The 15,193-nt window shown below is 68.4% G+C and carries 13 protein-coding genes and 1 pseudogene; 8 read left to right on the forward strand and 6 right to left on the reverse strand.

Going from position 1 to position 15,193, the window contains the following annotated elements; genetic code table 11:
* Window positions 1–68: 68 nt before the first annotated feature.
* Entirely contained in the window at window positions 69–1,331 is a 1,263-nt protein-coding gene (locus ABZV38_RS35910; protein WP_356332646.1) for an MFS transporter, read from the reverse strand.
* Between the two features lie 796 nt (window positions 1,332–2,127).
* On the opposite strand from ABZV38_RS35910, the gene ABZV38_RS35915 reads away from it, so the two are divergent.
* On the forward strand, window positions 2,128–3,276 hold the full coding sequence (locus tag ABZV38_RS35915; RefSeq protein ID WP_356332647.1) for a glutathione-independent formaldehyde dehydrogenase: 1,149 nt from the start codon (window positions 2,128–2,130) through the stop codon (window positions 3,274–3,276).
* Window positions 3,277–3,451: 175 nt separating this feature from the next.
* On the opposite strand, the gene ABZV38_RS35920 is transcribed toward ABZV38_RS35915, so the two are convergent.
* From ABZV38_RS35920 to ABZV38_RS35930, 3 genes are all read right to left on the reverse strand, one after another.
* Entirely contained in the window at window positions 3,452–4,621 is a 1,170-nt protein-coding gene (locus tag ABZV38_RS35920) for a YbfB/YjiJ family MFS transporter (RefSeq protein ID WP_356332656.1), read from the reverse strand.
* A 203-nt stretch (window positions 4,622–4,824) separates the two neighbouring features.
* The gene (locus tag ABZV38_RS35925; RefSeq protein ID WP_356332648.1) at window positions 4,825–5,127 is read right to left on the reverse strand and encodes a muconolactone Delta-isomerase family protein; all 303 of its coding nucleotides are present in this window, start codon (window positions 5,125–5,127) and stop codon (window positions 4,825–4,827) included.
* 88 nt (window positions 5,128–5,215) lie between these two features.
* Complete coding sequence (locus ABZV38_RS35930) at window positions 5,216–5,383, reverse strand: hypothetical protein (RefSeq protein ID WP_356332649.1); 168 nt, start codon at window positions 5,381–5,383, stop codon at window positions 5,216–5,218.
* An 85-nt stretch (window positions 5,384–5,468) separates the two neighbouring features.
* Between ABZV38_RS35930 and ABZV38_RS35935 the strand changes: the two genes are divergently transcribed.
* From ABZV38_RS35935 to ABZV38_RS35945, 3 genes are all read left to right on the forward strand, one after another.
* The gene (locus ABZV38_RS35935) at window positions 5,469–6,398 is read left to right on the forward strand and encodes a LysR family transcriptional regulator (protein ID WP_356332650.1); all 930 of its coding nucleotides are present in this window, start codon (window positions 5,469–5,471) and stop codon (window positions 6,396–6,398) included.
* A gap of 333 nt (window positions 6,399–6,731) precedes the next feature.
* Window positions 6,732–7,100 carry a hypothetical protein gene (locus ABZV38_RS35940; protein WP_356332651.1) on the forward strand — a complete coding sequence of 123 codons (369 nt, stop codon included), beginning with the start codon at window positions 6,732–6,734 and terminating at the stop codon, window positions 7,098–7,100.
* Window positions 7,101–7,368: 268 nt separating this feature from the next.
* Window positions 7,369–9,150, forward strand: coding sequence for an ATP-binding SpoIIE family protein phosphatase (locus ABZV38_RS35945; protein ID WP_356332652.1), 1,782 nt, complete (start codon window positions 7,369–7,371; stop codon window positions 9,148–9,150).
* A gap of 54 nt (window positions 9,151–9,204) precedes the next feature.
* On the opposite strand, the gene ABZV38_RS35950 is transcribed toward ABZV38_RS35945, so the two are convergent.
* A complete protein-coding gene (locus tag ABZV38_RS35950; RefSeq protein WP_356332657.1) occupies window positions 9,205–10,113 on the reverse strand; it encodes an NAD(P)H-binding protein in 909 nt (302 codons plus the stop codon).
* A gap of 420 nt (window positions 10,114–10,533) precedes the next feature.
* Between ABZV38_RS35950 and ABZV38_RS35955 the strand changes: the two genes are divergently transcribed.
* From ABZV38_RS35955 to ABZV38_RS35970, 4 genes are all read left to right on the forward strand, one after another.
* Window positions 10,534–11,520, forward strand: coding sequence for a class I SAM-dependent methyltransferase (locus ABZV38_RS35955; protein WP_356332653.1), 987 nt, complete (start codon window positions 10,534–10,536; stop codon window positions 11,518–11,520).
* A gap of 272 nt (window positions 11,521–11,792) precedes the next feature.
* Window positions 11,793–12,995, forward strand: a complete 1,203-nt coding sequence (locus tag ABZV38_RS35960; RefSeq protein WP_356332659.1) for an MFS transporter — start codon at window positions 11,793–11,795, stop codon at window positions 12,993–12,995.
* Window positions 12,996–13,159: 164 nt separating this feature from the next.
* On the forward strand, window positions 13,160–14,020 hold the full coding sequence (locus ABZV38_RS35965; RefSeq protein ID WP_356332654.1) for a LysR substrate-binding domain-containing protein: 861 nt from the start codon (window positions 13,160–13,162) through the stop codon (window positions 14,018–14,020).
* Window positions 14,021–14,133: 113 nt separating this feature from the next.
* On the forward strand, window positions 14,134–15,000 hold the full coding sequence (locus tag ABZV38_RS35970; RefSeq protein WP_356332655.1) for an NAD-dependent epimerase/dehydratase family protein: 867 nt from the start codon (window positions 14,134–14,136) through the stop codon (window positions 14,998–15,000).
* A 119-nt stretch (window positions 15,001–15,119) separates the two neighbouring features.
* Here ABZV38_RS35970 and ABZV38_RS35975 read toward each other — a convergent pair.
* A pseudogene (locus tag ABZV38_RS35975) lies at window positions 15,120–15,193 on the reverse strand (lytic transglycosylase); the annotation flags it as partial.

The raw sequence follows: 15,193 nt of genomic DNA on the forward strand, positions 1-15,193 counted from the left end.
CGCTGGCAACCGTGCCTGCCGCATGTCGTCACCCACCCCACCAGCAACGGCAGTTGGGGCGAATCCGCTCATTCCGTTTTCACGCCGAGGCCCTGGGCCATCAGCGCAGGGGACAACATCATGCCGGCGGCTGTCACCAGGAGGCTGGTTCGCAGCCCCCATTCCTGCGCGAGACAGCCACCGAGCAGAGAGCCGAGCGGGGTCAGCCCCATGCCGACACATGTGATCGTCGCGGCCACGCGGCCTTGCATCCCCTCCGGAGTGACGGCCTGCCGTACAGCCATGGCAGTGACGTTCACCAGCTGACCGAAGGCCCCGAACACGAAGTTGACTGCCAGGAGCGCGGGCATCGTCACCGCAGAGGGGCCGTGCAGCACGGGCAGACACAGCATTGCGCCGTCGCCGAACGCCGCCGCGGTCACGAGCACCGCGCCGTAACCGAACCGGCTCGGGAGACGGGAGGCCAGCAGAGAGCCCAGCAGCGCGCCCGGCCCCGTCGCCGCGAGCGCCAACCCCACGGCAGTGCCCGACAAGTGCAGTTCCCGCGGCAGGAAGAGCAGATAGACGGTCATCATGGCCGCGAAGGAGAACTGGAATGCGGCCGAGGCGAGGCCCACAGTCCGCAGTGAGGTATCGCTGACGACAAGGCGGAGGCCCTCATGGATCCGCCGCCAGACCCGGGGCGGACGTTCCGAACGGTCCGGGATCGACTCGCGGCGGCGGATCCGCCGGATCGACAGGAACGACAGCGCGAAGAATACCGCGCTGAATGCGGCGCCCACCGGCGCCGACAGCAGTGACACCAACGCGCCGCCGAGGGCGGGGCCGCCGATCTGGGCCGCGGACCGGCTGCCTTCGAGCGCGCTGTTGCCCCGCACCAGCTGATCACGTTTCACCAGTCGTACGAGAGACGCCTGGTAAGCCACGTCGAAGAACACGGACAGGGTTCCGACAGCGAAGGCGACCACGAGCAGCGTCGGCAGGCCGAGCCCGCCGAGGAGGCCGGCCACTGCGGCACCACCCAGCGCCAGGGCCCGGCCGACGTCCGTCAGCACCATCACCGTGCGGGCACGCCATCTGTCCACCCAAGCGCCGACGAAGAGCGAGAACAACAGGATCGGCGCCTGCCCCACCGCGCGGAGGACTCCCAGTTGGCCGGCGTCGGCGTGGAGCGTAAGAACGGCAATCAGCGGCAGGACCACCAGACTCGCGTGTTCGGCGAGTTGGGAGGCCGCCTGGCCCACCCAGAGCCTGCGAAAGTCGACGTCCCGCCACAGGCTTGGCGGAACAGGTCCGGCGGATTCGGAATCAGCGGAGGAGGCGGACGGCACAGGGACCCCTTGGACAGCCGAGGACGAGGCCCGCCACCCGGCGCACGACAGGTGCACCGACGGTTCAGGCGGGGGAAGGCTCGCTGTGCCGCGTATCAAGGGCAGCACGCGATGACAGGCCGCTCACGGCCTACAACGTCAACGCGCGCTCGGACGACCGGGCATGTCTCGGCTCCTCGTGGGTCGCTCGCTGCCCGAACAGTAGCCCTCGGCAGCCTGACGCGAAAGGTGATTGAGATCGGCAAAGGGCCGCGATCACGCCGGCAGGCAGCGCGGATGATCGGGACTCGGCGAGCCGGATACCGAGCTTGCGGAGCCGTTCACCCATGGCCCAGGCACTGATCGGGCGACCGGCCGGCCGCCGGGAAACAGGCAGGAAGGGCCCGTTCCTGCGCAGTACCTGCCGGTCCGGAACAGAACTACGCCCGGCCAACCCATCGGCCGGCCAAGGCGACCAGGACCGAACCACTTCATTGAGTGGCTGCATCGTTACTCCCGGTAGAGGACCTGAAATGCGGCGTCTTCGGCGTGGGGGAAGGCGTTCCATGATCGCTTTGACAGGCGGATTCCTGGTGGGAGGGTGGACCTAAGGAGGCGTATCGCCCCGTCGGACGGGATGCGCCCACCCCACCGCGGCCGGATCGGCAGTGAGACGGCGCCCCCTGCATGGTCCTCGGGGCGGCCTTGCTGCGGGGTGCGAGAAGTTCCGGTTGTCGGCTGCGCCCGCGACCTGCCCCCACCATCTGGCGCAGGGCGGAAGCGCGCACGCAGCGCGCTGACAGCGAAGGGACCTGTCATGAAGGCACTGGTGTACGAAGGACCGCGTTCGGTGACGGTGAAGGATGTGCCGGACGCGAAGATCGAGCGACCGACGGACGTCCTGGTGAAGATCACGAGTACGAACATCTGTGGTTCGGATCTGCACATGTACGAAGGCCGCACCGACATGGAGACCGGGCGCGTCCTGGGTCACGAGAACATGGGCGAGGTCGTCGAGATCGGTGACGGTGTGGACCGGGTGCGAGTCGGTGACCTGGTCTGTCTGCCGTTCAACATCAACTGCGGTTTCTGCCGCAACTGCGAGCGGGGCCTCACCGCGTTCTGTCTGACCACACCGGTCGACCCGACCATGGCCGGCGCCGCATACGGGTTCGCGGGAATGGGCCCGTACAACGGCGGGCAGGCGGAATTCCTGCGCGTGCCCTACGGCGACGTGAACTGCCTGGTCCTGCCCGAGGAGGCGCGGGAGAAGCAGACCGACTACGTGATGCTCTCCGACATCTTCCCCACCGGCTGGCACTGCACCGAACTGGCGAAGGTACAGCCCGGTGACAACGTGGTGATCTACGGTGCCGGGCCGGTCGGCCTCATGGCCGCCTTGTCGGCGAACCTCAAGAGCGCAGCCAAGGTGATGGTCGTGGACCGCCACCCCGACCGGCTGCGCCTGGCCGAGGAGATCGGGGCGATCCCGATCGACGACTCCAAGGCCTCGCCCATCGACCAGGTCAACGAACTCACCAACGGCCTCGGGGCGGACCGAGGCTGCGAGTGCGTGGGCTACCAGGCGCACGACCCGCAAGGAAACGAGCACCCCAACCTCACGCTGAACAACCTGGTCCACTCGGTGAAGTTCACCGGCACCATCGGCGTCGTCGGTGTCTTCGTGCCCCACGACCCGGGAAGTCCCGACAAGCTGTACAAGGAAGGTGAAATCGCCTTCGACTACGGGCTGTTCTGGTTCAAGGGCCAGTCCGTGGGCAATGGGCAGGCCAACGTCAAGGCGTACAACCGGCAGCTGTGCAACCTGATCGAACAGGGAAGGGCCAAGCCGTCCTGGATCGTCTCGCACGAACTGCCGCTCGACCGGGCCCCTGAGGGCTACGAGCACTTCGACGCCCGCGACGACGGATGGACCAAGGTCGTTCTGCATCCCGACGGCTCCTGACCCACGACCGGCCGGCCGGACACACACACCTTCCCGGCCCGGTATGCCTCCCGGCCGGGACCGGGCAGGTGCTCGCCTGAAAGGGCGACGTGCCCCGACGAGGCTCTTGAACGCAAAGAGGTCGGTGTGACCGGCACCCCGGGAAGCCGCACGGTCTGTCGTCGCCCAGCGACGGTCAGGGGAGATCGGTTCGAACCGCGGTGGTTTCTGCTGGTGCGGACTGCCGTCCGGGGACCGTGCTCCGCACGACGGCCATGTGGTGCGGGAAGCCGATCCGCAGGACGGCGGCGGCAACGGCGGCGGCGAGGACCACGAGGGCGGCCAGGATCAGGGCATGGTGGTATCCGTGGTGGAGCAGTGGCGTGACGACCAGCGGGCCGAGGATCTGGCCGACGGAGTATCCGGCGGTCAGCAGGGCGACTGAGCGGGGGAGTTGCAGGTAGGCGCCGGCGGCGAGGGCGATGGTGCTGACGCCGAGGAAGGTCGCGCCGAACAGGAGCGCGGAGATCAGGGCGGCTGTGACGCCGCCGATCAGCGCGGGCAGCGCGATGCCTACTGCCTGGATGACGAGCGCGGTGCACAGCAGGTCGGGGCGGGACCAGCGCCGGCCCAGCCAGGCCCACAGCGCCGAGGACGGTACGGCCGCCAGACCGACCAGCACCCAGGCGCCGCTGCCCGCCCAGCCCGGGGAGCTCTGCTCGATCGCGGCGACCAGGAACGTGCCGGCGACGATGTAGCCGATGCCCTCCAGGGTGTAGCAGGCGAACAGAGCGGTGAACCAGCGGTGCGTGCGCGGACCGGCTCGGCGGGCGGTCCCTGTCGTGGAGCCGACAGTGGATGCGGGCGCGACCTCGGGACGCAGATTCCACGAAACAGCGGCGAAGACGGCGGCGAGTCCGGCTGAGGCCCACCAGGCAGCCCGCCAGTCGGCGGCGGAGCGCAGGACGAGAACGAGCAGGCCGGACAGCGCAATGCCGGCGCCGACTCCACCGAATGCCCAGCCGGGCAGGTGAGCGGGGTGTTCGCGCAGGTGGCTGAGGAGTGAGCTGACGGCGACGACGAAGATCAAGGCGCTGGCCAGGCCGGCCAGCAGTCGCAGCACGATCCACACGGTGGTGCTGTGTGTGGCGGGCATCGAGGCGAGGGTGCCGGCCAGCACGATCAGGGAACCGCGCAGGACGGCGGGTGAGCGGACCAGTGCGGGAAGCATGATGCCCAGGAGCGCACCGGCGAGGTAGCCGATGTAGTTGGCGGTCGCCAGGTTCGCGCCTGCAGCGGAGGACAGTCCTGCCTGGGCGTGCATCAGAGGAAGGATCGGGGTGTAGACGAAGCGGCCGACTCCCATGCCCGCGGCGAGCGCCGCGGCGGCTTGCACGACGTGGGTCCAGGGCGAGAGGAACGGGCCGCTGGATCGGGCGGCGAAGCGGCGCGGGGTTCGTACGCTCATGACGAAGTCCTCGTGGGGCGGTGCGCGTATGCGGGGCGGGGCGCGGCTCACCGCTGGTGCCGCGTGACGGCGGCGGTGCGCGTGGGAAGGAGGTCTGCCGGTCACGGCGTGAAGTCGGTCCGGCCCGGGTCGTTGGGGTGGGACTCGAGCGCGGTCACGTTGAGCGACATCCACGAGCGCAGGGGCAGCGTGCCGAGCACCTTCTCGTGGAGCTCGTCCTCGTCGGCGGCACGCCATATGCCGATGCTGCGCAGCTCGCCGACCGGGCGCCACAGCCGGGCCAGGTGGCCGGTGGCGGCCAGTTCCCCGGCTCGGACGGCTTCGGCGGCGCGACGCCGGTCGACCTCGTCCTGGCTGGTGCCCTCGGGAATGGTGGTGGTGATCTCGACCAGGAACTCACGCATGGTCCTGCTCCGTTCGGTCGGACGCCCGGCTCGGGCCGGCACGCCAAGGCTGGGGGCAATGGTGTTTTCGGACGGTGAGGCCGCCGCGTCAGAGTGCGGCGTACTCGCCGGGCGGCGGCAGGTCCGGCCGGTCTGCCGGACTGTGGCCGGCGAACGGCACCGCCGGGTCGCTGGGGGCGAAGCGTTCGGCGACCGGCCGCACCCTGACCGCCTGGCGGGCGCGGGAGAGAGCCGCTGCGGTGACGAGGGTTTCCATGTCCCCATGCTGGGCCTGCCACCAGGGCCGACGCCACGACCGGCAACCTCCATGCTGGTAGGCACAGCCTCCCACCGGACGTAGCATGGCGGGCGTGGAGTTGCGCCAACTGAGGTACTTCGTCGCGGTCGCCGAGGAACTGAACTTCGGCCGGGCCGCCGAGCGGCTCCTGATCGCCGGGCCTTCCCTGTCCCAGCAGATCAAAGCACTCGAACGCGACCTCGGTGTGCGCCTGTTCGACCGTGACCGCCGCTCGGTGTCCCTCACCCCGGCCGGCGCGGCCCTGCTCCCGCACACCCGCGCCCTGCTGGAACGGGCTGACGATCTCCAGCGCCGAGCCGGTCGGCTGTCCGGATCGGAGTCGGTCCGGCTCGGTTACGTCAACTGGCTTCCGGCAGATCTGGTCGCCCGCACCTCCGCAGTGGCCCAACTCCACATCGACGCGTGGATCGCGCCCTCCCACACACAGGCCGCCCGGGTCGCCGACGGCAGCCTGGACCTCGCGGTGTGCTGGGTGCGGACCGACGAACTGGAGCAGCGCGGCCTCCAAGCGCGGCTCATCGGCGCCGACCGGCTCTACGCCGTCACCACGGGTGATGACACCGGTGACGTACTCGCCCAGGACACTGTCGTCCTGCTCGACGACGACACCACCTCCTGGTCGTCCTGGAACGACTACGCCGAACAATTGGCCGACGACACAGGGGCCCGCTCCGTACGCATCACCGACGGCGGCATCACCGGCCCCGCTTTCTTCGACCACGTCCGCCGCAGTGGCCGTCCGGTCATCAACTCGCCCAAGGGCCAGACCACCCCGCTGCCGCCCGATCTGGTCCAACGCCCGGTCGTCGCGCCGGAGGTGTACTGGCCCTGGTTCCTGGTCTGGCGCGGCAGCGAGGACCGCGCCGCGGTACGTGCCGTCGTCGACGCCCTCTGCGACGGCGACGGCGTCGGCGACCTGGGAATCCATGCCCCGGGCGCCTGGCGGCCCGACGGCGCCCCACCCAGGCAGTAGGTCGCCCCGCTTCTCCGCCGAACCGTGACCGGGGACCCGGGCCGGCGGTCCTGTCCACCTGGGCCTGTGAGGCTGCGCCTATCAGCAAGGAGGGAGCCGGTCCTGGAATCGGCCTGATATCCATTGACTCGTTCTCGACCGGTCGTCTATTACTGGATCGGCGACCGGTCGGCAGCTGGCTCCGGCGCGGATGCGGAAGGTGCGGTGACGGTCTGTTGGCCACCGCACGCGCACCTGCACGAGTTCGCGGTCGAGGTGATGTGTTCCTCGCCGAATCGATACGCCCTACCGGCAAGCCCACGGTCCCGGATCCCACCCGACAGGAGAACCCTGATGAACAGCACGACAGACAGCGAAGCGATCCTGCGCGGTGTCCTCGACCAATGGAAAGCAGCCGTCGACGGGCACGAACCGCAGCGGGTCGCCTCCCACTTCACCGAGGACGCGATCTTCCAGGGCCTGCGCCCCTACAGCGTCGGACGGCAGGGCGTCGCCGACTACTACGATTCCCAACCCCTCGGGATGACGGCCGCGTACCGGATTCTCGAAACCAGGCAGCTCGCCGACGGTCTCGTGCTCGGTTACCTGAGCGTCGACTTCTCGTTCACCGACCGGCCCACCGTGGGCGTCCATCTCGGCGTACTGGTAAAGCGCTTGGAGGACGGCTGGTACATCAGTCACTACCAGGTCTCCCGCCTTTAGCGACCGCGTCGAGCCGTCCGTGCCGCGCCATTACTTCGGCGTAGACCGCTCTCTCCTGTGGCATGTCTCGGTTCCCCGCCGTGCGGCGGGGAACCGAGGGACTGGAACACAAAGTCACGAGACGTGAGCGGACTGTGAGCTTTTGAGGTGCGCCCTTGCGCCACACTCATGGACGCCTCGGTCGCCGTCGACGGCATCCGTTCGGACAACGGTGCGGCCGACATGCTCGCAAAGCACTTGGATCCGGCGAACCGCCTAAAATTGACGTATGAGGGAGACGATTCCTGATCCCGTGCACATAGGCGGCGGCCGTTCGTCGGATGACACCCTGGAACTGGCGCTCAGGGATCTGGGGCTGCTGTGGAATGCGGCCTCGGTCGGCGCATCCCTGGATGTGGACACGACGGCCGGGCGGCTGGCCGACCTTGCGGTCCCGGGACTGGGCGATGTGGCGATCGTGAGCCTGGCCAAGGAGATCGGCGAGGGGGACGAGCCACCGCAAAGGACCGGAGGCGGTGACGTAGTGCTGCGCCACGCGGCCCTCGCACCCGCAGACTGGGAGTGGCCGGACGGGTACATCATGGCCGGCGAAGATCTTCCCCCGCTCCCCAACCAGGCAGTGATCAGGAAATTCCAGGACGGGGAAGGATTTTCCATTTCTGGCCGCTCTCACATCACCGCCGTCCATGACCACAATCCCGCCATGGACAGGGCCCTCATACCGGTCAGCGGTGACGAGGAAGAGCTGTGCGTGGCGTGTACCCCGCTGGTCACGGAAAGAAGGCCAGATGCTCCCGGACATCCCGGGCTGATCCTCGGATGCATCGAAGTCTGGCGGAGGAAGCCCTTTACCGAAGCTGACATGCGCCTGTTGCAATGGCTTGCGACCTACGCCTCAGTGAGCATCGACAACGCCCGCTGCTACACCCGCGAACACCGCATGGCCCTCACGCTCCAGAGAAGCCTGCTGCCGCGAACCCGCGTCGCCACAGCGGCAGCCGAAACCGCCGGAATCTATCAGCCGGCGGGGACGAGCCGAGGCCTCGGCGGAGACTGGTTCGATGTCATCCCTCTGTCCTCCGCGCGCGTGGCGCTCGTCGTCGGAGACGTCGTCGGCCACGGTGTACCCGCCGCCGCCACCATGGGCAGGGTGTGTACCGCCGTCCGCACGCTTGCCGATCTCGACCTCGCGCCCGACGAACTACTCACCCACCTCGACGATCTCGTCATCCAACTCTCCGACGGCCAAGAACCCGGCCACGAGGACGCCTCAGGCAGTACCTGCCTCTACGCCGTCGTCGACCCGATCACCCGACGCTGCACCGTGGCCAGCGCCGGACATCCGCCCCCGGCCCTCGTCCGGCCCGACGGCACGGCGCACTTCATCGACGTGGCCCCCGGCCCTCCGCTGGGCGTGGGCGGCCTGGCATTCGAGGTCGCAGAGGTCGACCTTCGAGACGGTGACGTGCTCGCGCTCTACACCGACGGCCTGATCGAGCACGACCTGGGCCACGGTATGGCGGTCCTGTGCGAACGACTGGCCGCAGTGAACCCCGCCAGCGGCGATCTCCACGCCGCCGCGTCCCGCCTGGTCAGCGGAATCGACACGAAATCCTCGCGAGACGACATCACTCTCCTCCTCGCGCGAGTACACGGAGTTCCCGACGACCGCACAACATCCTGGGAATTCCCCGCCGACCCCGCAGCCGTAGCAGGCAACCGTGAGAAGGCCGTCAATCAAGTCGGTGCATGGGGTCTCGACGAACTCACCTTCACCACCGAACTCGTCGTCAGCGAACTTGTCACCAACGCCATCCGGTACGGCGGAGGCGACGCCACCCTGCGGCTGATCCTGTACAGCGACAAGCTGATCTGCGAGGTCTCCGACCCCTCCAGCACCGCCCCCCACCTCAAACGCGCCCGGGACACCGACGAAGGCGGCCGCGGGCTCTTCATCGCCGCGAAGCTCGTCACCCGGTGGGGGGTCCGCTACACCCCCACCGGCAAAACCATCTGGACCGAACAACGCCTCGGTCCAGGCCAGAGGTAATGCCCCATCAGTTCTGCGCACAGATCGGGCCCCCGCGGTGCGGGCCGCAGCCGGTCAGTGTGCGTGTGTATCGCCGGTGAAGGCCGCGGAATGGCTCCGTACGAAGTCGCGGAGGCTCAGCGGGGAGTGTCCGGTGAGCAGCTCCACGTCGTCGGTGGCCCGGTCGTACCTGTTCTCGGCGTGGAGGCGCGCCATCGTGGAGAGGTGCTCTCCAAGGTGCTCCGACAGGCCCAGCGGGGTGATCCTGGTGCGCACCCACTCGTCGTGGGGGACATCGACGTAGGTGATGTTCCTGCCCAGTGCGTCGGTGAGTTCTTCCGCGATGGCTGTCATGTCGCGGGAGCGCTCTCCGGTGAGGGCGTAGGTGCGCCCCACGTGCGTGTCCGGCGCGGCAAGGACGGTGGCGGCCACCTCGGCCACGTCCTGGGTGGCGACGGGGGAGGTGCGGCCTGATCCGAAGGGAAGCCGGATGGTGTTGTCCTGTGCGACGTCGGTGGCCATGATCATCTGGAAAATCGGGTTCTCCATGAACACCGTGGGCCTGATGTGGGTCACCGGGAGGCCGGACCAGTTGAGGGTCTGCTCGGCGAGCCAGTGCTGACGCTGTTGCCTGGACTCGCTGGTGCCGGCCAGCGTCATCTGGGAGACCGTCAGCTGGGACATGTTGACGAAGAGCTCGAGAGACCCGTGGTCCAGGGCGGCCGCTGCCGCAGTCACAGTCGCCTCCAGATAGTACGAGGAGACGCCCAGCCCGAAATACACCCGGCGACAGCCGTCGAGCGCCCGGACAACGTCGGCCGCGCGTGTCAGATCGCCCACGGCGACGTCCGCCCCCAGGTCGCGGAGCTCGGCGGCACGCTCGTCATCCCGGTGTACGAAGGCGCGAACCGGCAGAGCGTCGGCGCGTAGGCGTTCCACCACCATTCGGCCTACGCCGCCTGCGGCTCCTGTCACGAGGGTCATGGCAGATTCGGGAGGGATCGAGAGTCGGTGCACCATGGGTGTCATCCTTCCGTGTGGCAGTGCCCGGCTGTGGGACGCAAGGCCGGGCACGTCAGGATGGAGCAGTCGACGCGACCAGTTGTGAAATAACCTGGTCGTAGCGTGCCTTCACGTCGTCGATGTCGTGCGTATTCCGGAGCGTGAAGGTTTTGGTGTTCGCGTACACCATCCGATGGGTCGAGCAAGGCGTTCGCCGCGCGTTCACTCGAAGCCGGCACCATCCGCGCTCGGACCAGAAGGGGAACGTCGGCCCAACGCCGTTCATCCGGCGTGTGACGGCCGGGGAAATCCTCGAATCCATCGCCGGTTTACGCTGACGGATCTCCGGCGGAGGACGTTAATATCGCGACCCGTCCATCCGACTGAGACCGCGAGGAACCCGTGGCGCCCCTCAGCAAGCTCTACCTCCAGCTCGACGACGTCGAACTTCCGGACGCGATCCCTTACTCCCAGGTGAGCGCATGGGAATTGCGCTTTCTCTACCTGTTGGGACGCCATCGGCTGACTGGAGAGGGCAAGGTGATCGAGCTCGGGTCGGGCGGCGGCGGATCGACGTACGCGCTCGCACTCGGTCTGAGGGAGAACCCGGACTTCGACAAGACGACCAACAAGCTGCACGCGTACGACTTCTTCCGGGTCGGGAAGGGCACCTTCGCCTCCGAGAAATTCTTCTCGGCCGGGGTCGCTCCGGAGGACACCAACTCTTTCCTCGACGACTTCAAGGACAAGCTGAAGCCGTTCACCGACTTCATCGAGCTGTACCCCGGCGACATCTGGCAGACCTCCGACCCCGACGACCACAGCCCAATCGAGTTCCTGCACGTCGACATCGCCAAGACAGCGCGGGTCTTCCGCTGTGTGGCCGAGCGCTTCCTGCCCCGTCTGGAGCCCGGCTCGGTGCTGCTGCACCAGGACTTCGCCAGCCCCCGGCTGCCGTGGCTGCACTACAGCACCGGTCTGCTGCTGCCGTACATCGAGATCGCGGGGCCGCCTATCCGCTCCACACTGGCCTTCGAGGTGGTCAAGCCGATCCCGCAGGACGTGCTGCAGGCCATCGCCGAGGACGCCTTCGACACCGACGAGAAGCTGAAGCTGATGTCGGCCGTCCAGGATGTCGTCGACCGGGACTACACCGACGGGATCCCGTTCAAGGACGTGATCGAACTCGCCAAGGCCTATGTCGCCCACTACGAGGGTGACCACTGCCGCGCCTGGAAGATAGCAAAGCCGCTGACCTCGAACGAATACCTGAGCCGGACGCGCAAGGACCACTTCGCCCAGCTGGAGAAGGCGCTGAACGAGGCCAAGCCCAGCGGCAGATCCTCCGTTCTTGCCCGGTTGCTGCGGAAGGTGACACGCAGGGCGTAGCTGCCGAGTGGTGGCCGAGGTTCCCGATGGCACGCCCTTCACGTCCCACGTCGGAATCCGACGCATCGACAGTGAGCCTTGTCGACGTGGCCTTCGAAGGCCTTGGGACGCTGTCGCGCCACCCGTCACGGCAGATCACTCCGCCTACGGGGGAGTCGACGTGAGAGCCCCGTGCTCACGTTTCTGCGAAGCAGCGAGCCACCTCGTGCCGTGTGCCGCTTCAGTGCGGAGCCGCTCGTAGGGTGACGTGCGTGATCGTTCGCGAGCGTCCAGTGAATGCAGGGGGTGGTCGGCGACCGGGCTATCAGGCTGCGGCAGTGGTATTCGCCATCGGGATGGCCGGGACCACTCTGCCCACACCGCTGTACGGGCTCTATCAAGAACAGATCGGGTTCTCCGAACTGTTGGTGACCGTGATCTTCGCCGTGTACGCCGTCGCAGTCATCACCGTGCTTCTGGTGGCGGGAGACTACTCCGACGAGTTCGGCCGCAGACCTGTGCTCCTGTGCGCCATGGCTCTGTCGGCCGCGAGCGCGGGATGCTTCCTCCTGCAGAGCGGTCTGCCTCTGCTCTTCACGGGGCGACTGCTGTCCGGCTGCGCAGCGGGCTTGCTGAGCGGCGCGGCAACAGCGGCCGTCATCGAGCTGGCGGGGCCCGGACAGAAGGCGCGTGCCGGTTTCGCCGCCACTGCGGCGAATATGGGTGGTCTTGGCTGCGGACCACTGCTCTCCGGCTTCCTCGCGCAGTACACGCCCTGGCCGCTGATGCTGCCGTTCTGGGTCCACCTGGGGCTGGTCACGGTGGCCGCGGGGATCACCTGGTACCTGCCGGAGACGGTGGCGGAGCCGAAGCGATGGCCTCCCCTGACGCCGCAGGGAGTCACGGTGCCTCCCGAGGTGAAGGGTGTGTTCACGCCCGCCTCGCTGGCGGCCTTCGCCGGCTTCGCGCTTCTCGGGCTGTTCACGGCGGTCGCCCCGAGCTTTGCCGCGCAGACGCTGGGTGTGCACAACCTGGCTGTCTCCGGCGCTGTGGTGTTCTCCGTGTTTCTCGCTTCGACCGTTGGGCAGTCCGTGACTCAACGGATCGGCGCCCGCCTCGCGCTCCCCGTGGGCTGCGGCATCCTCATCGCGGGCCTGCTCCTGGTGGCGTCATCATTGATCGTCGAATCCATGCTCCTGCTCGTCCTGGGCGCCCTGTGCGGCGGCACCGGCCAGGGACTGGCCTTTCGCGCGGCACTCACCCTGGTCAGCAATGCGGCCCCGGCACAGCATCGTGGGGGCACCATTTCAGCGTTCTTCGTCGTTGCCTATGCCGGGATCTCGGTGCCGGTGGTCGGGGTCGGTGCCATGGCCACATGGCTCGGACTGCGCCCAGCCGGGCTGATCTTCACGGGCTGCGTGATGCTGCTGGCGGCAGGCGCGGGAGCGTACGCTGCTCGCAGGCCGCCGGCGGGGAGCGGTGTCGGTCGCCGGTGAAGGCCGGGAGTCCCGCCCGTACCGGCCGTCGGTAGCCAGGCGCCGCGAATTTCGCTACGTGGAGCTCAGGGATCGGCCAGGCCCTCTTCGGTGATCTCTCGCCCCGGCTACACGGCCCGGAGACACTAGCCTGAGGGCAGGGCGACCGTATCGGAGGAGATGCCGTGGATGTCGACCTGCGCAAACTGCGCTACTTCGTGGCCGTGGCCGAGGAGTTGCACTTCGGCAGGGCCGCCGAGCAGTTGCACATCACGCAACCGGTGCTCTCCCGGCAGATCCGTGCCCTGGAGCGGGAATTGCGCGCACAGCTGTTCTCCAGGAACAAGCGGTCCACCGAGCTGACGGCCGCCGGCCGCCAGTTGCTGGAGGATGCCCCGCCTCTGCTGGCCAGCGCGCAGGCGCTGTGCCGCCGCGTCCAGCAGGCCGCGCACGGGGCGTCGACGTTCACGGTCGGCTTCATGCCCGGGATCACCGTGAGCGGCGCCGTGCGAACCTTCTCCGCCAGACATCCCGAACTGAGCGTGCAGGTGGTGCGAACCTCCTGGGACAACCAGATCCAGGGGGTGCACGACGGCCTTCTCGACGTGAGCTTCGTGCGGCTGCCGGTCGACCGTGGCGGCCTGGAGCTACGCCCGGTCTTCCGGGAACCGCGCGTCGCCGCCCTGCCGAGGGGCCATCGGCTGGCGGGCAAGCAGTCCATCAGTATCGTGGATCTTGCGGCCGAGCGCCTGCTGCAGGCCCCCGATGCCGTCCCCGAGTGGCGCGACCTCCCCGAGCGGATCAGCGGCAAAGGGGCCGGACCGCGGCCCGCGTTTCGTACGGTCGAGGAGAAACTGGAACACGTCGCGACATCCGGTGGCGTCCTCGTCCTGCCGCTGTCGACTGCGGCCTACTACTCCCATACCGCCGTCACCCATGTGCCCATCGACGACATCGGTCCCAATGAGGCGTGCGTTGCCTGGAGCGCCGACCGCCACTCCCCGCTGATGCCGGAATTCGCCGACATCGCCGTCGCCCAGCAGTGATGCCCTGGAGACATCGCTGCTGACGGAAGAGGTCTTGGACGCCGTACGAGGGGCGGCGCGAGGGTGGAGGAGCGGCGGATCTCCCGCCCACATCCGAAAGGACAGTGACGGCGATGCAGGTCTTCATCACAGGCGGCTCCGGCTACATCGGCCGCTCCACCATCCAGGCGCTGATCCGGCAGGGCATCGAGGTGATGGCGCTGACGCGCAGCGACCACTCCGCGCGCACCGTGTCGGACCTGGGCGCTACTCCTGTCGCGGGGGCGCTCACCGATACCGACGTCCTTCGCGAGGCGGCCGGCCGGGCCGACGGGGTCATCCATATCGGGGTGGACTACGGGGAGGGCACGGCCGACGTCGACCGCGCAGCAGCAGAGGCACTGCAGGACGGCGCGGGAAGTTGCCCCTATGTGCACACCGGCGGTGTGTGGGTGTACGGCGACACCGACGGTGTGGTCGACGAGGACGCCCCGGTGAGCCCACCGCGCATCACCGCCTGGCGGATCGAGAACGAGAAGCGCGTGCTCGCCCGGGCCGTCACCGGAGGACGCCCGGTAGTGGTGATGCCAGGGCTGGTCTACGGCCGCTCCGGTGGGCTGGTGCAGTCGTTCTTTGTTGAGCCGGGGCGCGCTGCCGGTGCCGTGCCCTGCATCGGGGACGGCTCCAACCATTGGGCACTTGTCCACGTCGACGACATTGCCGCGCTGTACGTCCTGGCTCTGAATGCCCCGGCCGGTTCCGTCTACGCCGGGGTCAGCGGACAGAACCTTGCGCTGGCGGACATCACCCGAGCCCTCAGCCACGCTGCCGGATGTCCGGGCAGGAGCGACTCGCTGACCTTGGATGAGGCCGTGCAGCGGATGGGCCCGATCGCCGAGGCGTTCGCCCTCGACCAGCAGCTCACCGGCGCCCGGGCCCGCCGGGAACTCGGCTGGACACCCACCCGTCTCGACGCCCTGGCAGAACTGGCCCAGGGCTGAACCACCTGCCGGGCTACGCCGTTCCGGCCCGGCGCCTTCACCGGCGCCGCAGGTCCTGCTGTTCCCGGTTCATCCGGGGTACGGCGATGCCTGAGTCCGGTCCGGTGGGGTGGGGTGTGTCAGTAGGCCGAGTTGACGTTGTCGATGGAGCCGTAGCGGTGGGCGGCGTAGTTGCAGGCGGCGGTGATGTTGG

It is taken from the genome of Streptomyces sp. NPDC005181, from assembly GCF_040608395.1.
GTDB lineage: Bacteria > Actinomycetota > Actinomycetes > Streptomycetales > Streptomycetaceae > Streptomyces.

Coding starts and splice junctions, on each gene's coding strand:
- ABZV38_RS35915 (WP_356332647.1), top strand. CDS start 2,128: ATGAAGGCACTGGTGTACGAAGGACCGCGTTCGGTGACGGTGAAGGAT.
- ABZV38_RS35920 (WP_356332656.1), bottom strand. CDS start 4,621: ATGGGAGTCGGCCGCTTCGTCTACACCCCGATCCTTCCTCTGATGCAC.
- ABZV38_RS35925 (WP_356332648.1), bottom strand. CDS start 5,127: ATGCGTGAGTTCCTGGTCGAGATCACCACCACCATTCCCGAGGGCACC.
- ABZV38_RS35930 (WP_356332649.1), bottom strand. CDS start 5,383: ATGGAAACCCTCGTCACCGCAGCGGCTCTCTCCCGCGCCCGCCAGGCG.
- ABZV38_RS35935 (WP_356332650.1), top strand. CDS start 5,469: ATGGCGGGCGTGGAGTTGCGCCAACTGAGGTACTTCGTCGCGGTCGCC.
- ABZV38_RS35940 (WP_356332651.1), top strand. CDS start 6,732: ATGAACAGCACGACAGACAGCGAAGCGATCCTGCGCGGTGTCCTCGAC.
- ABZV38_RS35945 (WP_356332652.1), top strand. CDS start 7,369: ATGAGGGAGACGATTCCTGATCCCGTGCACATAGGCGGCGGCCGTTCG.
- ABZV38_RS35950 (WP_356332657.1), bottom strand. CDS start 10,113: ATGACCCTCGTGACAGGAGCCGCAGGCGGCGTAGGCCGAATGGTGGTG.
- ABZV38_RS35970 (WP_356332655.1), top strand. CDS start 14,134: ATGCAGGTCTTCATCACAGGCGGCTCCGGCTACATCGGCCGCTCCACC.